The sequence below is a fragment of the Brevundimonas sp. genome (genome assembly GCF_024711105.1).
Taxonomy (GTDB): domain Bacteria; phylum Pseudomonadota; class Alphaproteobacteria; order Caulobacterales; family Caulobacteraceae; genus Brevundimonas.
Window position 1 is genome coordinate 1 of sequence record NZ_JANJTL010000145.1, and the last position, 13,133, is coordinate 13,133.

At 71.8% G+C, this 13,133-nt stretch carries 18 protein-coding genes; 7 read left to right on the top strand and 11 right to left on the bottom strand.

Features of this window, described 5'->3' with window-relative positions:
* Nucleotides 1-1,136: phosphoserine transaminase (locus tag Q0M60_RS11175; protein ID WP_296819342.1), on the bottom strand; the 1,136-nt coding region annotated here is incomplete at its 3' end.
* A gap of 160 nt (nt 1,137-1,296) precedes the next feature.
* Between Q0M60_RS11175 and Q0M60_RS11180 the strand changes: the two genes are divergently transcribed.
* Nucleotides 1,297-1,710, top strand: coding sequence for a hypothetical protein (locus tag Q0M60_RS11180; RefSeq protein ID WP_296819344.1), 414 nt, complete (start codon nt 1,297-1,299; stop codon nt 1,708-1,710).
* 66 nt (nt 1,711-1,776) lie between these two features.
* On the opposite strand, the gene Q0M60_RS11185 is transcribed toward Q0M60_RS11180, so the two are convergent.
* The 3 genes from Q0M60_RS11185 to Q0M60_RS11195 are packed head-to-tail and all read right to left on the bottom strand — an operon-like array spanning nt 1,777 to nt 3,604.
* Nucleotides 1,777-2,586, bottom strand: coding sequence for a PhzF family phenazine biosynthesis protein (locus tag Q0M60_RS11185; protein ID WP_296819376.1), 810 nt, complete (start codon nt 2,584-2,586; stop codon nt 1,777-1,779).
* A 2-nt stretch (nt 2,587-2,588) separates the two neighbouring features.
* Nucleotides 2,589-3,023 (bottom strand): hypothetical protein, encoded by a 435-nt coding sequence (locus Q0M60_RS11190; protein WP_296819346.1) that lies wholly within the window; start codon nt 3,021-3,023, stop codon nt 2,589-2,591.
* On the bottom strand, nt 3,023-3,604 hold the full coding sequence (locus Q0M60_RS11195) for a nucleotidyltransferase family protein (protein WP_296819349.1): 582 nt from the start codon (nt 3,602-3,604) through the stop codon (nt 3,023-3,025). The genes Q0M60_RS11190 and Q0M60_RS11195 overlap by 1 nt, the downstream gene beginning before the upstream one ends.
* An 89-nt stretch (nt 3,605-3,693) precedes the next feature.
* Here Q0M60_RS11195 and Q0M60_RS11200 point away from each other — a divergent pair, with 89 nt between their 5' ends.
* Nucleotides 3,694-3,861, top strand: a complete 168-nt coding sequence (locus Q0M60_RS11200; protein WP_296819352.1) for a hypothetical protein — start codon at nt 3,694-3,696, stop codon at nt 3,859-3,861.
* Here Q0M60_RS11200 and thiD read toward each other — a convergent pair.
* Both thiD and Q0M60_RS11210 read right to left on the bottom strand, forming a co-directional pair.
* On the bottom strand, nt 3,858-4,652 hold the full coding sequence (gene thiD, locus Q0M60_RS11205; protein WP_296819354.1) for a bifunctional hydroxymethylpyrimidine kinase/phosphomethylpyrimidine kinase: 795 nt from the start codon (nt 4,650-4,652) through the stop codon (nt 3,858-3,860). The two genes, Q0M60_RS11200 and thiD, sit on opposite strands and share 4 nt — an antisense overlap.
* The gene (locus Q0M60_RS11210; protein ID WP_296819356.1) at nt 4,649-4,996 is read right to left on the bottom strand and encodes a multidrug efflux SMR transporter; all 348 of its coding nucleotides are present in this window, start codon (nt 4,994-4,996) and stop codon (nt 4,649-4,651) included. Before Q0M60_RS11210 ends, thiD begins: the two co-directional genes overlap by 4 nt.
* 220 nt (nt 4,997-5,216) lie before the next feature.
* Here Q0M60_RS11210 and Q0M60_RS11215 point away from each other — a divergent pair, with 220 nt between their 5' ends.
* Nucleotides 5,217-5,492, top strand: a complete 276-nt coding sequence (locus Q0M60_RS11215; protein WP_296819358.1) for a YjhX family toxin — start codon at nt 5,217-5,219, stop codon at nt 5,490-5,492.
* On the opposite strand, the gene rsmD is transcribed toward Q0M60_RS11215, so the two are convergent.
* Both rsmD and Q0M60_RS11225 read right to left on the bottom strand, forming a co-directional pair.
* A complete protein-coding gene (rsmD, locus tag Q0M60_RS11220) occupies nt 5,475-6,050 on the bottom strand; it encodes a 16S rRNA (guanine(966)-N(2))-methyltransferase RsmD (protein WP_296819359.1) in 576 nt (191 codons plus the stop codon). The genes Q0M60_RS11215 and rsmD overlap by 18 nt on opposite strands.
* Nucleotides 6,051-6,053: 3 nt before the next feature.
* Nucleotides 6,054-7,565, bottom strand: a complete 1,512-nt coding sequence (locus tag Q0M60_RS11225) for a pseudouridine synthase (RefSeq protein ID WP_296819361.1) — start codon at nt 7,563-7,565, stop codon at nt 6,054-6,056.
* Between the two features lie 108 nt (nt 7,566-7,673).
* On the opposite strand from Q0M60_RS11225, the gene tadA reads away from it, so the two are divergent.
* Both tadA and Q0M60_RS11235 read left to right on the top strand, forming a co-directional pair.
* A complete protein-coding gene (gene tadA / locus Q0M60_RS11230; RefSeq protein ID WP_296819378.1) occupies nt 7,674-8,126 on the top strand; it encodes a tRNA adenosine(34) deaminase TadA in 453 nt (150 codons plus the stop codon).
* Nucleotides 8,127-8,144: 18 nt separating this feature from the next.
* Nucleotides 8,145-8,555, top strand: a complete 411-nt coding sequence (locus Q0M60_RS11235; RefSeq protein ID WP_296819363.1) for an MliC family protein — start codon at nt 8,145-8,147, stop codon at nt 8,553-8,555.
* On the opposite strand, the gene Q0M60_RS11240 is transcribed toward Q0M60_RS11235, so the two are convergent.
* From Q0M60_RS11240 to Q0M60_RS11250, 3 genes are read right to left on the bottom strand one after another with little or no spacing between them, the layout of a single operon-like run.
* On the bottom strand, nt 8,552-9,139 hold the full coding sequence (locus tag Q0M60_RS11240) for a GNAT family protein (protein WP_296819365.1): 588 nt from the start codon (nt 9,137-9,139) through the stop codon (nt 8,552-8,554). The two genes, Q0M60_RS11235 and Q0M60_RS11240, sit on opposite strands and share 4 nt — an antisense overlap.
* Nucleotides 9,136-10,227, bottom strand: a complete 1,092-nt coding sequence (gene aroB, locus Q0M60_RS11245; RefSeq protein WP_296819367.1) for a 3-dehydroquinate synthase — start codon at nt 10,225-10,227, stop codon at nt 9,136-9,138. The genes Q0M60_RS11240 and aroB overlap by 4 nt, the downstream gene beginning before the upstream one ends.
* Nucleotides 10,224-10,772 (bottom strand): shikimate kinase, encoded by a 549-nt coding sequence (locus Q0M60_RS11250; RefSeq protein ID WP_296819369.1) that lies wholly within the window; start codon nt 10,770-10,772, stop codon nt 10,224-10,226. The genes aroB and Q0M60_RS11250 overlap by 4 nt, the downstream gene beginning before the upstream one ends.
* Here Q0M60_RS11250 and Q0M60_RS11255 point away from each other — a divergent pair.
* A complete protein-coding gene (locus Q0M60_RS11255) occupies nt 10,771-12,411 on the top strand; it encodes a hypothetical protein (protein ID WP_296819371.1) in 1,641 nt (546 codons plus the stop codon). The two genes, Q0M60_RS11250 and Q0M60_RS11255, sit on opposite strands and share 2 nt — an antisense overlap.
* Nucleotides 12,408-13,133 (top strand): tyrosine-type recombinase/integrase (locus Q0M60_RS11260; RefSeq protein WP_296819373.1); only part of this gene is annotated, 726 nt, incomplete at its 3' end. The genes Q0M60_RS11255 and Q0M60_RS11260, both read left to right, overlap by 4 nt.

Consider the following 13,133-nt stretch of genomic DNA (forward strand, 5'->3'; position numbering starts at 1 on the left):
GCGGCTTGCGCCAGCGCCTCGATCCCGGCCTGGAAAGCATACTCGATCCAGGGCATCAGCGCCTGAACATCGGCCTGTTCCACTGTCGCGCCGCACCAGATGCGCAGGCCCGGCGGGGCGGCGCGATGGGACTCCACGTCCAGCGCCGCGCCCTGTTCCTTGAGCCAGGCGGCGACGTCCCGGGCGAAGCCGTCGGCCTGACCGCGGATCTCAGTGAAGCGCAGGCAGACCGAAGTCTCGGAGCGCGTGGCCGGGTCGCGGGCGAGGAAGTCGATCCAGGGCGTGGCCTCGACCCAGTCGGCCAGCACGCGGAAGTTGGCCTGGGTGCGGGCGATCAGGGCGGGCAGGCCGCCGACGCCTTCCGCCCAGGCCAGGCACGCCATCCAATCCTCTAGCGTCAGGATGGAATAGGTGTTGATCGGCACGGCCTCGGCCAGCTGGCGGTCGAAGCCCCGGGCGTCGCAGAGGCGCAGGACCTTGGGGACGGGCCACGCCGGAGCGTGAGTGTCGAGCCGCTCGATGGCGCGCGGCGACAGGACCAGCACCCCGATGCCTGCGTCGCCGCCCAGCGCCTTCTGGAAAGAGAAGGTGGTCGCATCCAACCGGTCCCACTGCAGTGGCATGGCGAAGGCGGCCGAGGTCGCGTCGCAGATGGTCAGCCCCTCGCGATCGGCCGAGATGAAGCCGGCGTCCGGCACGCGTACACCCGAGGTCGTGCCGTTCCAGGCGAAGACGAGGTCGCGGTCGGGCCGAACGCGGGACAGGTCAGGCAACTTCCCGTAGTCGACCTTGAGCACCTCGGGGTCGAGCTTGAGATGGTCGCGGACGTCGGCGGCCCAGGTCTTGCCGAAGTTCTCGTAGGCGAGCACCTGCACGGGCCGGGCGCCGAGCAGGTTCCACAGCGCGGCCTCGACCGCGCCGGTGTCCGAGGCCGGGGTGAAGACCAGGGCGTAGTCTTCCGGGATTCGGAGCACGCGACGGGTCAGGTCCCGCGCCTCGCGGAAGCGGGCCAACACTTCGGGGCTGCGAATGTTGCGGCCCGTGATGGCGTCGGACAGCTCCGCGAGCCGCCAGCCGGGCGGCTTGGCGGTGGGGCCGGAGGAGAAGAAGGGACGCGTGGGAAGGGGCGGACTCATGGCGCAAGGCAACGCTTGCGCGCGCGCCTTTGCAAGCCTTGCGGCGAATTCATCGAGGTGAACCGAACCTGAACCCTGCCGTTCAGGTGCGGCTCAGCCGCCGGGTGGTTCCTTGACGTCAACGCCGCACCTCCCCGCGGCGGAGACGAAAGGAACCGAGATGTTCAAGAAAGCCATCCTCCCCCTGGCCGCGGTGACCGCCCTCTCCGCCGCCGTTCCCGCCGCCGCCCAGACGATCAGCGTCAGCTTCGGCTATGGGCAGGACTACGGTGGCCGCTATGACCGCGGCGACCGTTACGATCGCCACGACCGCTGGGATCGCGGCTGGGATCGGATCGAACACCGAATCCAGCGCCTTGATCGGCGGATCGACCAAGGCGTCCGCTCCGGCCAGATCAGCCGGCGCGAGGCCTACAGCCTGCGGATGCAGTTCCGGGCCCTGGTCCAGCTGGAGCAGCGCTACAGCCGCGGCGGTCTGAACGAGTGGGAGCGCCGCGACCTGAACCAGCGCTTCGATCGCCTGTCACGGCAAATCCGTTACGAGCGTCGCGACCGCGATCATCGGCGCTGGTAACGAAGACGCCTTCCCAAGGGCGTGAAGAGCGGCGCGGTCCGAACGGGCCGCGCCGTTTTCCTTGTCTCAGACGCGCAGGATGCTCTCGACGGTGGTGAAGGCCTGTCCGTTCAGGATGACGCGGTCGCCGCGCAGTTCGGTGGTGATGACCCCGCCGCGCGTGGGGAAGGCCTGGAGGAAGCGGACCTCGGGCCGGCCGAGCCGGTCGGCGTAGAGCGGCGCGAGGATGCAGTGGGCCGAGCCCGTGGCCGGATCCTCGGCCACGCCCGAGCCCGGCGCGAAGAAGCGATCGACGACATCAAAGGCCGGATCGTCGCTGTCGGCGGAAACGACGATATTGCCCCGGCCGCCGGTGGCCTCGCCCGCGATGCGGTGCAGGGCGGCGATGTCGGGCTCGAGGCCGCGGACGGTCGCGGCGCTGTCCAGCACGGCGATGAGATAGGCGCCGGCCCAGACCTCGAGGGGCTCCACGCCCAGGGCCTCGGCCAGTCCGTCGGGGACGGTGGTCCGCTTGGGCGGATCGGCCGGGAAGTCCATGGCGTAGCCGTCGCCGGAACGGCGCATGATCAGGGGGCCTGACCGGCTGTCGAAGGTGACGGCTTCGGCGTCCAGGCCCAGCTCGGTGAACATGACGTGCGCCGAGGCGAGGGTGGCGTGGCCGCACAGCGGCACCTCCATCCCCGGCGTGAACCAGCGCAAGCCAAAGCGGGCCGGATCGCCGGTCTCCAGCAGGAAAGCCGTCTCCGCCTGGTTGTTCTCACGCGCCAGGGCCTGCATCCAGCTGTCGTCCGGCCAAGCCTCGAACGGCTCGACCACGCAGGCTGGATTGCCGAGGAACGGGCGCGGCGCGAAGGCGTCGACGGTCCATTGTCGCATGGTCACTGTGGCTCAAGCTCCAAGCTGAGGTCGCGTCCGTAGATTTCGCCAGCCAAGCCGACGCTTGTGCGCATGGTGATTTGCAGGTCGCCGGGCACCGGTCCGGCGCAGGTTGAGAGAGCTTGTGGCTCGTCAACCTCGCTGATCACCAAGTCAGCGATGATGGAGTCCGCGTCGCCTTCCAGAACGATTCCGCTGACGCGCTCAAGCCGCAGGGTCACCAGGGCGTGGCGATCGCAGACGAAATATCCACGCTCGTCTAGCTGATCGGTCATGCGAAAGGCACGAAGCCGGAGCTCCGCGGACCCATTCATCAGTTTCAGCTCGGCCAAGTTCGCGTCGTGGAACCGTGGGGCGAACCCGAACCATTCGATGACGGCTGAGCCTCCGGGAGCGGCTGCCAGGAGCCGGGCATGGTTGGCGTCGTCGTCAGCCATCATCGGCCCTCGATCACCTTCGCCTCCGGCCAGCGGGCCAGGGCGGACTGCACGACGCGGTCCCACCCGTTGGCGAGCGGCCGGTTGGGATTGGGCCTCAGCACCATGCCGAAGACGTCGTCCAGACCGAAGGGCGCGGCGACGGTGATGCGGTCGTCGGCCTCCAGCCGCACGCCGACGGCGAAGGCCGGGCAGACGAAGCGCTCCAGCGCCTCGTCGGTGCGGGAGAGGGGGGAATAGGGCTCGCCGAAGCGCTGCTCGAACCAGAGGTGGACGCGGGCCTGGTTGCGGACCTCGACCTGGCTCTTCAGCGGCTCGTCGAAGGCGTCGGCGACGCGGCGGATGAAGACGTCCTCGGCGTCCCAGGAGGTGTCGGGGTCGAAGAAGCCGATGTCGTAGTCCTTGAGGCCGTAGCCGGGCTCGCGTCCGCTCACCGCATTCCAGACCGTCTGATAGACGGCGCCGGAGAACAGCCGCCAATCGGGCAGGCGCAAGGCCCGCACGGTGGTCAGCACCTGCATGACGCCTGGGCTGGCGCGCAGGATCTCAGCGAGGTCGTCAGCGAGGGGAGGGTCGGCCATGCGCCTGTCTAGCGTGAGGTTCGGCGGCCGCGCGAGGGACCTTTCGCGGGTCGCTGGGGTTTTCCTCAGGCAATCAGAGGAGAGAGCGAATGAATGATCGTCCCCGCCCTGACGAGCCCGGCTACAGCCGCGACGAGGACATGGAGGAGAGCCGTCTGTCGGACCGGCCCGCCGAGGCCGATCTGGATGGCGACCCCAACGATGGCCGGCCGATTCGCTATGCGCCCGTGCCGGACGATCCCGACGGCGTGCGCTAGGCGCGGCCGTCCAGCGGCCAGGCGTGGTTGAGCGGGCCGTGGCCCCGGCCATAGCCTGGCGCGGTGCGGATCGCTTCGGCGACATAGGCCCAGGCGCGCGCGACGGCCTGTTCGACGGGCAGGCCCTGGGCGATGCCTGCGGCGCAGGCGCTCGCCAGGGTGCAGCCGGTGCCGTGGGTCGAGCGGGTCTCGATGCGCGGGCCTTCGAGCAGGGTTTCGCCCGACGGGGTCAGGAGCAGGTCGACGACCGTGTCGCCCGGCACGTGGCCGCCCTTCACCAGGGCCGCGCGGGCGCCGAGGTCGAGCAGGCGTTCGGCCGCGCGACGTTGGCCGTCGAGGTCTCGAACCTCGACCCCCGTCAGGGCCTCGGCCTCCGGCGCGTTGGGCGTGACCAGGGCGGCGCGGGGCAGCATCAGGCTGCGCACGGCCGACACTGCCTCGTCCGGCAGAAGGGCGTGTCCGCCCTTGGCCACCATGACCGGATCGACCACGGCGGGCGCATCGGCCTCGTTCAGCAGGCGGGCGACGGCCGCCACCACCTCGACGGTTCCGAGCATGCCGGTCCTGATGGCATCCGCGCCGATGTCGGCCAGCACGACGCGGGCCTGGGCCTCGATGATCTCGACGGGCGCGGGGAAGACGCCGTGGACGCCGGTGGTGTCCTGGATGGTCAGGGCCGTGATCGCGGTCATGGCGTAGGCGTTCAGGGCGGTGACCGCCTTGATGTCGGCCTGGATCCCGGCCCCGCCGCCGGAATCGGAGCCGGCGATGATGAGGACCCGGCCCTTCACGCGGGGGCTCCGCTGAACAGCTTCAGACCCACGATGCCGGCCACGATCAGCACGATGCAGACCATCCGGACGGCCGTGGCCGGCTCGCCATAGGCCAGGACGCCGACCGTGGCGGCGCCCACCGCGCCGATGCCGGTCCAGACCGCATAGGCGGTGCCGATGGGCAGACGCTGCGTCGCGACCCAAAGGAAATAGAAGCTGGCGATCATCGCCGCGACGACGACGGCCGAAATGAACGGCCGCTGCGGGCCGATGAACTTGAAGCCCGAGGCCCAGGCGACTTCAAGCAGGCCGGCGAGCGCAAGCGCGCCCCAGGGGCCGAGGGTGAATCCGAAGAGGGTCATGCGGGCCACTTGGCCCCCCGGGAGACGGTAGGCAAGGGCGGTATGGCGCGTAGGCCATAGCGAAGCTAGAATGGGCGCGTCGGATCGTCCGACAGGGATGCCTATGTCCGAGATTGCGCGAAGGGCCTGAGGCCGCACGCGTGTCGTGAAGAGCCTCTGAACCGCCCGTCGGCGCGCATTGCGTCGGCGTGTCTGCTCACGCCTTTCGGACAATCCATCCATGAACATCTCCCGTGCGGAACAGCGCACGCTCCATTGCCTGGCCCAGGGCGGCGGCATCCTGCTCGTGCGCGATGCGGACGGCCGCGTGCTGAGGGCCGACTGCTTCACCCGCGACGGCCTCTTGCTATCGGACTGCACCCTGTCGGTCTGGCGCAAGCTGAAGCGCAAGGGGCTGATCGCCTCGCGCGACGGTGGCCCCTATCGCGTGAACCGTGACGGGCTGGCGCGCATGCGCAGCCAGCTCGACAACCGCGTCTCAGCCCGCGGCTGGTGACGCCCTGAGGAAGAGGACGCGCGCGGCGCCCCAGTCGCGCGCGTCCAGCCGCTCGTAGCCAGGCCTCTCGATGTCCGGCTCGTCGGCGCCGCGCTCGAAGACGACGACGGCGCCGGGCTTGAGCCAGTTTCCCTCGGCCAGCCGGGCCAGCGTCTGCTCGCCCAGCCCCTGGCGGTAGGGCGGATCGAGGAAGGCGAGGTCGAAGGCCTCACCTGCCGAGCCCGGGCGCACGCCCAGGTCGGTGGCGCTCCTGCGATGCACGCGGGTGCAGCCGAACAGGCCGAAATTCTCGGCGTTCTCCCGGATGGCGCCGCGCGCGGCGTCGTCGGTCTCCACGAACAGGCAGAAGGCCGCGCCCCGGCTGATCGCCTCGAACCCCAGGGCGCCGGTGCCCGCATAGAGGTCGATGACCCGGGCGCCGTCCAGCGGTTCGGCCCAGGCGGCGTGCTCCAGGATGTTGAAGATGGCCTGCCGCGCGCGATCCGAGGTCGGCCGCGTTCCCTGGCCCTCAGGCGCGGCCAGCGCCCGGCCTTTCAGACGACCCGAGACGATGCGCATGGATCAGCCGCCGCGCTTGGGGCCGCGTGGGCCACCCGGGCGAGAGCCGCCGCGTCGCGGGCCGCCGGAGCGCGGACCTCCGGGGCGGCCGCCCGGCTTGCCGCCAGGGCGAGCCCCGGAGCGGGGCCGATCGCCGCCAGAGCCCTCGCGGGGCTTGAAGGGGCGCTTGGGACGGTCACCGTCACCGCCTTCGCGAGGCTTGTAGGGACCGCGCGGCCGGTCGGAGCGGGAACGGTCCTCACCGGCGCCCTCCCGGGGCTTGAACGGGCGGCGCGGACGGTCGCCCTCGGCGCCTTCGCGGGGCTTGTAGGGTCCACGCGGCCGGTCGGAGCGGGGACGGTCGTCTGCGCCGCCCTCGCGCGGCTTGAAGGGACGGCGGGGACGGTCCTCGCCTGCGCCTTCGCGAGGTTTGTAGGGTCCGCGAGGCAGGTCGCCGCGCGGCCGATCCGGGCCGCCGTCGCGCCGCTGGAAGTCACGGCGGGGGCGGTCGCTCGAGGCGTAGCGTTCCTGGCGCGCCTCGCGGGCGGCGGCGCGCTCGCCGGCCTCGGCGGCCATGGCCTCGCGCTTGGCCTGGGCGGCGCGGACCCGGCTGGGTTTGGTCTTCGGATCGGCCAGCGGAGAGGCCTTGCGCACCCCCGTCGGCAAGGGCTCGACCTCGTCGCCCTGCGGCAGGCTTTCCGGATGGATCAAACTGGACAGCTGCTCGCGAATGACGCGGGGCCCGACCTCGGCCACCTCGCCCTCGGCCAGGGTCCCCAGCTGGAACGGGCCGTACGACAGCCGGATCAGCCGGTTCACGGTGACGCCGAGGTGCTCCAGCACCTTCCGGACCTCGCGGTTCTTGCCCTCGGTCAGGGACACGGTGATCCAGAGGTTGGCCGGCGCCTTGCCGCCGGACGTTTCCTTGGCCTTGTCCAGCGTCGCCTCGATGGAGCCATAGCGCACGCCGTCGATGGTCATGCCGTCCTTCAGACGGTCCAGCTGCTCCTGGGTGACCTTGCCCCGCGCGCGGGCGCGATAGCGGCGCACCCAGCCGGTCGTCGGCAACTCCAGGGCGCGCGACAGCTCGCCGTCGTTGGTCAGTAGCAGCAGGCCTTCGGAGTTGATGTCCAGCCGGCCGACCGAGATGACGCGGGGCATGCCCTCGGGAAGGGCCTCGAACACGGTCGGACGGCCCTGCGGGTCCTTGTGGGTGGTCATCAGCCCGACAGGCTTGTGGAAGCGCCAGACTCGCGTCGCCTCAGGACGCTCGACCGGGCGGCCGTCCAGGGTCACCACGTCATCCTTGCCGACCAGCACCGCGGGGGTGTCGAGCACCCGGCCGTTCACCGCGATCCTGCCCAGGCCGATCAGCCGCTCGACCTCGCGGCGCGAGGCGACCCCCGCGCGGGCCAGGCGCTTGGCGATGCGCTCCTTGCGGCCGGGGGCCTCGGCCTTGGCGGGGGCGGCGTCCTTGCCCGGCTTTCCGGGGCGCGGAGCCCCCTTGTGGGGCGGTTTGGTGGGCGGTTTCGGCATGGCGGGCGACTTACAGGACGCAGGGGCTGTCGCGAAGCTGTAATCGATCCGGACTTGTCGGGGGCGTCCATTGCGCGTTCAAGCGGGGCCATGGACGACGAAGCCTTTATGCGCATCGCGCTGGAACTCGCCGGGGCGGCCGGTGAACGGGGTGAGGTCCCAGTGGGCGCCGTGGTCGTCGATCCGGCGACTGGTCAGGTGCTGGGCGAGGGCGCCAATGCGCCGATCGGGCTGCATGATCCGACAGCGCACGCCGAGATCCGCGCCATGCGTATGGCCGCCGAGGCCATGGGCAACTATCGGCTCACCGGCCTGACCCTGTTCGTGACGCTGGAGCCCTGCGCCATGTGCGCCGGGGCCATCAGCCATGCGCGCCTCGGACGGGTCGTCTGGGGGGCAGACGACCCAAAAGGCGGCGGCGTGGTCCATGGGGCGCGGGTGTTCGACCATCCGACCTGCCACTGGCGGCCCGCCTTCGAGGGCGGCGTGCTGGCCGAAGAGGCGTCGCGCCTGCTCAAGGGCTTCTTCCGCGCGCGGCGCGCCAAAGGAACGAGCGCCTAGGCGCGGCGTTCAGGGGCGATGCGTCCCTGGCTCACCTTCGCATTGGCGACCGGCCTGTCCCTGGCGGCCTGCGACCGGGGACCGCCCGATGACATGCCTCAGACGGGCGCCGAGGCGCGCGAGCGCGCGGTGGACGCCCGCGTCGCCCACACCCGCACCGGCGCCGAGATCCAGGAGCAGATGACGAACCGCATCGTCCGCGCCGAATACGCCTGCCTGAACGGCGAGCGGCTCTCGGTGGTGTTCGACAATCCGCGAGAGATGGCGACGGTGCGGATGCTCGACGGAACAGCTATCGACCTGCGCCAGGAACGCGCGGCGGATGGCATCTGGTATCGGGCGGATCGCTACGAACTCCGTGGGTCCGGGGCCGACGCGACCTGGCGCGCCGCCGGCCGCGAGGAGACCACCTGCCGGGCGATCGGCTAGGCGAAGGCCGCCAGCCGGTCGTCGAGGCGGTCGCGCACCTCGGGCCAGTCCTCGTCGGTGATGGCGAACATCACCGTGTCGCGCACCCGGCCGGTCCAGGTGATCTTGTGCCGGCGCAGCACCGCCTCGCGCCGCGCGCCCAGCTTGGCGATGGCCGCCTGGCTGCGGGCGTTGACGGCGTCGGTGATGATCTCGACGCGGATAATCCCGCTGTCGAAGGCGTGCTGCAGCAACAGGCGCTTGGACGCCGGATTGATCGCCGTGCCGCGCGCGTCGGGATGGAAGACGGTGGAGCCCAGCTCCACACGGCGGTGCTCGGGCACGAGGTCGTGCAGGCTGGACGTGCCGACGATGCGGCTGGACGCCTGGTCGCGCACGGCGTAGGCGGGGCCGCCGCCCCTGGCCATGTGTCCGGCCCGGCCGTCGAACCAGCCGTCGAAGGCGGCGCCGTAGCCGTTGGAGACCATGATGGACCAAGCGGCCTCGTCGACGCTGATGGCGGCGCGGACCTCCTCGCGGATGGCGTCCGACAGGGGCTCGAGCCGGACCCAGCGGTTCTCAAGGATCGGCGCACCGAGCCTCACGCCAGCACCCTGCGCACCTCGACCGGATCGACGCCGCGGACGACCTCGGCCTGGCCGATCCCGCGGGCCAGGACGAAGTTGAGCTGGCCGCCCTCGGCCTTCTTGTCCCCTGCCATGCGGGCCAGCAGACGGTCCGGATCGAAGTCGCCGACCTGGGCGACCTCGGTCGGGAGGCCTGAGGCGGCCACGGCGCGCTCCACCCGCGCCAAGTCCTCTGGACCGCACAGGCCGAGCCGTGCGGACAGGCGGAAGGCCAGGGCGCAGCCGAGCGCGACGGCCTCGCCGTGCATCAGGGCGCCCTCGTCGTAGCCGGCCTCGGCCTCGAAGGCGTGGGCGAAGGTGTGGCCGAGGTTCAAGAGGGCGCGGCGGCCCTGCTCGGTCGGGTCCTCGGCGACGATGGCGGCCTTGATCTCGATGGCGCGGGCGACCGCCCGCTCCAGGGCCTGCGGCTCGCGAGCCAGCACGGCGGGAGCCTTCGTCTCCAGCCAGCCGAAGAAGGTCGGATCGCCCAGCATCCCGGCCTTCAGAATCTCGGCCATGCCCGACTTCATCTGCCGGTCCGGCAGGGTGTCGAGGACCGCGAGGTCCGCCAGCACGAGCCTCGGATGGTGGAACGCGCCGATAAGGTTCTTGCCCTGGGGCGCGTCGATCGCTGTCTTGCCGCCCACCGACGAGTCGACCTGCGCCAGGAGCGTCGTCGGCGCCTGGATGAAGCCGATGCCGCGCATGTAGAGCGCCGCAGCCAGGCCGGTCAGGTCGCCGATGACCCCGCCGCCGAGCGCGAGGATCAGGTCCTTCCGGTCCAGCCGCTGGTCCAGCAGGCGGCCCATCAGGTCCTCCAGGCCGGCGAAGGATTTGGACGATTCGCCCGGCGGCACGGCGAGGACGGCGGCGGACAGGCCCTGGTCGCGCAGGGACTGGGCCAGCGCCTGTCCGTGAAGGGCCGCGACCGTCTCGTCTGTGACGATGGTGATCCGTCGATGGGTCAGCAGGGGCGCGATATGCCCGACTGCGCCGGCCAGAAGGCCCCGCCCGACCCGTACCTCATACGGGACGACGCCGGAGCCGGTCACACGGATCGTCTTCATGCCGCGCCTTTCGCATAGAAGGCGTTCAGCGCCGAGATGACGCCGCGCACGGCGTCGCGGTGGGCGCCTTGGCCAGTGTGGACCGTTATGTCGGCCTGGCCGTAGAAGGGATAGCGCGCCTCCGCGAGCGCCGAGAGCACCTGCATCGGATCCTTGCCTCGCAGCAGAGGTCGGGTGTCACGGCGGGTCGCCCGATCGACCAGAACCTCGAGTTCCGCCTTCAGCCAGACGGTCACGGCCTTGTCCTTCAGCAGCGCGCGCGTGCCGTCGTGGACGAAGGCTCCGCCGCCGGTCGCGAGCACGCAGGGCGGGCCCTCCAGGATGCGGCGGATGACACGGTGTTCGCCGGCGCGGAACTCCGCCTCGCCGAGATCCGCGAAGATGTCGCTCACGGACCGGCCCGCAGCCGCCTCGATCTCGGCGTCGGCGTCGCAGAAAGGCATGCCCAGCGTGGCGGCGAGGCGTCGGCCGACCGAGGATTTGCCCACTCCCATGAGGCCGACTAGGGCTATGGTGCGGCGGCGAATGTCGGGAGTGTCGTTCATGCGGATGTCCGGGTTTACACGAGCCTTGGCGGTGCTCGCCAGCGCGGCGACGCTTGGAGCCCCGGCGGCCCTGGCCCAGACGCCGCCGCCGGGCGAGGTGACCGGCGGCGCCATTCAGGGCCTGGATCTGTGGTCGGCGGCGGGACGCGAGACCGGGCTGGACTCTGACCTGTGGCGGGGGACGTCCGCCGAACTGGCCGAAACCGTGCTCGGGCCGCTGGCGGACCAGCGGCTGAGCGTCGCCGAGGCGGCATTGGCGCGCCGCATTCTCGCTACGGCGGGCCGATCGCCGGAGGGCGCCCCGCCCACACTAGCGGCGCTGAGAAGCCTGACGCTGATCGGTCTGGGCGATCTGGAAGCGGCCGCCGAGATTGGCCGCCGGACCCCGAGACTGGAGGTCCAGCCGGCCATCGCCCGCACGGCCGCCGAGTCCGCGCTTTGGTTGGGCGACGACGCGCGCGCCTGTGCGCTCGGGGACACCGTCCAGGATCGAGCCGATCTGTTCTGGCTAAGGCTACGGGCCTATTGCGAACTCGTCTCCGGCAATGAGCGCGCCGCCCAGGTGAGTTTCGGCCTCTGGCGGGAGAGCGGCGACGAGGCGGACGGGTTCGCCCGCCTGTTGAGCCAGGCGCTTCTCGGGGAGGGTGAAGGTCCGGCGGACGCCTCCGACGGCCTTGGCTGGGCCCTGTCCCGGCGCCTGGAGCTCGATTTGCCCGCGCCAGCCGCGTCCCGCCGGCCGGTGATCGCGGCGCGGGGAGCCGATGGCGAGGACCTGGCGGCGGTAAGCCGGGCCCTGCGGCTCGGCCTGGTCGACGTTGGGACGGTGCGCGCCGCCTACCTGGCGCGGGCCCTGCCCCCCGGACCGTCCGCGCCGGCGGAAGCCCTGTCTCCGGACGCCCTGGCTGATCCGGCGCCGACGCCGCTGCCCGAGGTCCCCGAGGGGGTTGTCGGCGAGGCGAACCTCTACCGGGTCGCGCACGAGACACGGGACGCCGACCTGCGTCGGCGGGCCCTTGTGGCCCTTCTGGGCGAAGCGGAGTCGGCTGAAGCCTTCGTCGCGCTGTCGCGGCTTGCGGCGCCTGAGTTGGTAGCCCTTGCCAGGGAGGTGCCGGCCGGAGCCGATCCGGCGCTCCTGGCCCAGGCGGCGGCGGTGGCCGGCGAGCCCGAGGCGGCACGGGCCTTGTTTTCACGCGCTGTTCGGACCGAAGGCGGCTGGGATGCGACCCGTTTCGCCCTGATGGAGGCCATCGTCGCGGCCTCCGACGCCCGGCAGGGCGGCTCGACCCTGGACCGACTGGTGGAGCGCGGTGCGGCCGGGTCGGCCCCGGCGCAAGGCGCGGCGCTTATCCTGTCAGCGCTCGGGGCGCGGATGACGCCGGAGGCCCGGGCCCAGTTCGCGACTTTCGATGTTCCCCGCCCTCGAACGACGCCGGCGCGCCTGACCGCGCTCGCCCTGGCCGGACAGGACGGGCACGCCGGCGAGACGGCCTTGCTCGCCCTGTCGATCGTGCGTCAGCAGCCCGACGGGATCACCCTCGCCGACCGCGCCGCGATCGTCTCGGCCCTGCGCCAGGCGGGCCTGGAGGAGGACGCCCGCGCCATCGCCATGGAGGGCCTGCTGGCGCTCGCCCGGCCATGAGCACGCCGCAGGTCGAGGCCTTCTTGGAGATGATGGCGGTCGAACGCGACGCCTCGCCCCACACGCTTTCGGCCTACGCCCGCGACCTCGCCGACGCGGAAGGGCTCATCGCCGGCGGCCTCATGGGCGCGGATGAAGCGGCGGTCGAGGCCTGGTACGCCGACCTGTCCCGGCGCGGCCTGTCCGCCGCGACCGCCTCTCGGCGGCGCTCGGCGGTCCGCCAGTTCTACCGTTTCGCGCTGGAGGAGGGCTGGCGGGCCGACGATCCCTCGCGCCGGCTGGAAGCGCCGCGCCGAGGCCGGCCGCTGCCGCGCGTGCTAACGCGCGAAGAGATGGAGGCGCTGCTCCAGGCGGCGGGCGCCGAGGAGCGGGCCTCTGGCGTCCGTCTCGTCTGCCTGATGGAGCTGACCTACGCGTCGGGCCTGCGGGTGTCCGAACTGCTTGGGCTGAAGCTGGAGGCCGTGGCGCGCGACCCGGCCTATCTCGTCGTGCGCGGCAAAGGCGGCAAGGAGCGGCTGGCGCCTCTCAACGGCCCCGCCCGCGAGGCGATCAAGGCCTGGCTGCCCTTGCGCGAGCCTATGGAGTCGCCCTGGCTCTTCCCGTCGCGCGGCGCGACCGGCCGGCTGACCCCCCGCCGGTTCGACCAGCTCCTGAGGGACGCGGCGTTCAAGGCCGGACTCGACCCCGCCCGCGTCAGCCCGCACGTGCTGCGGCACGCCTTC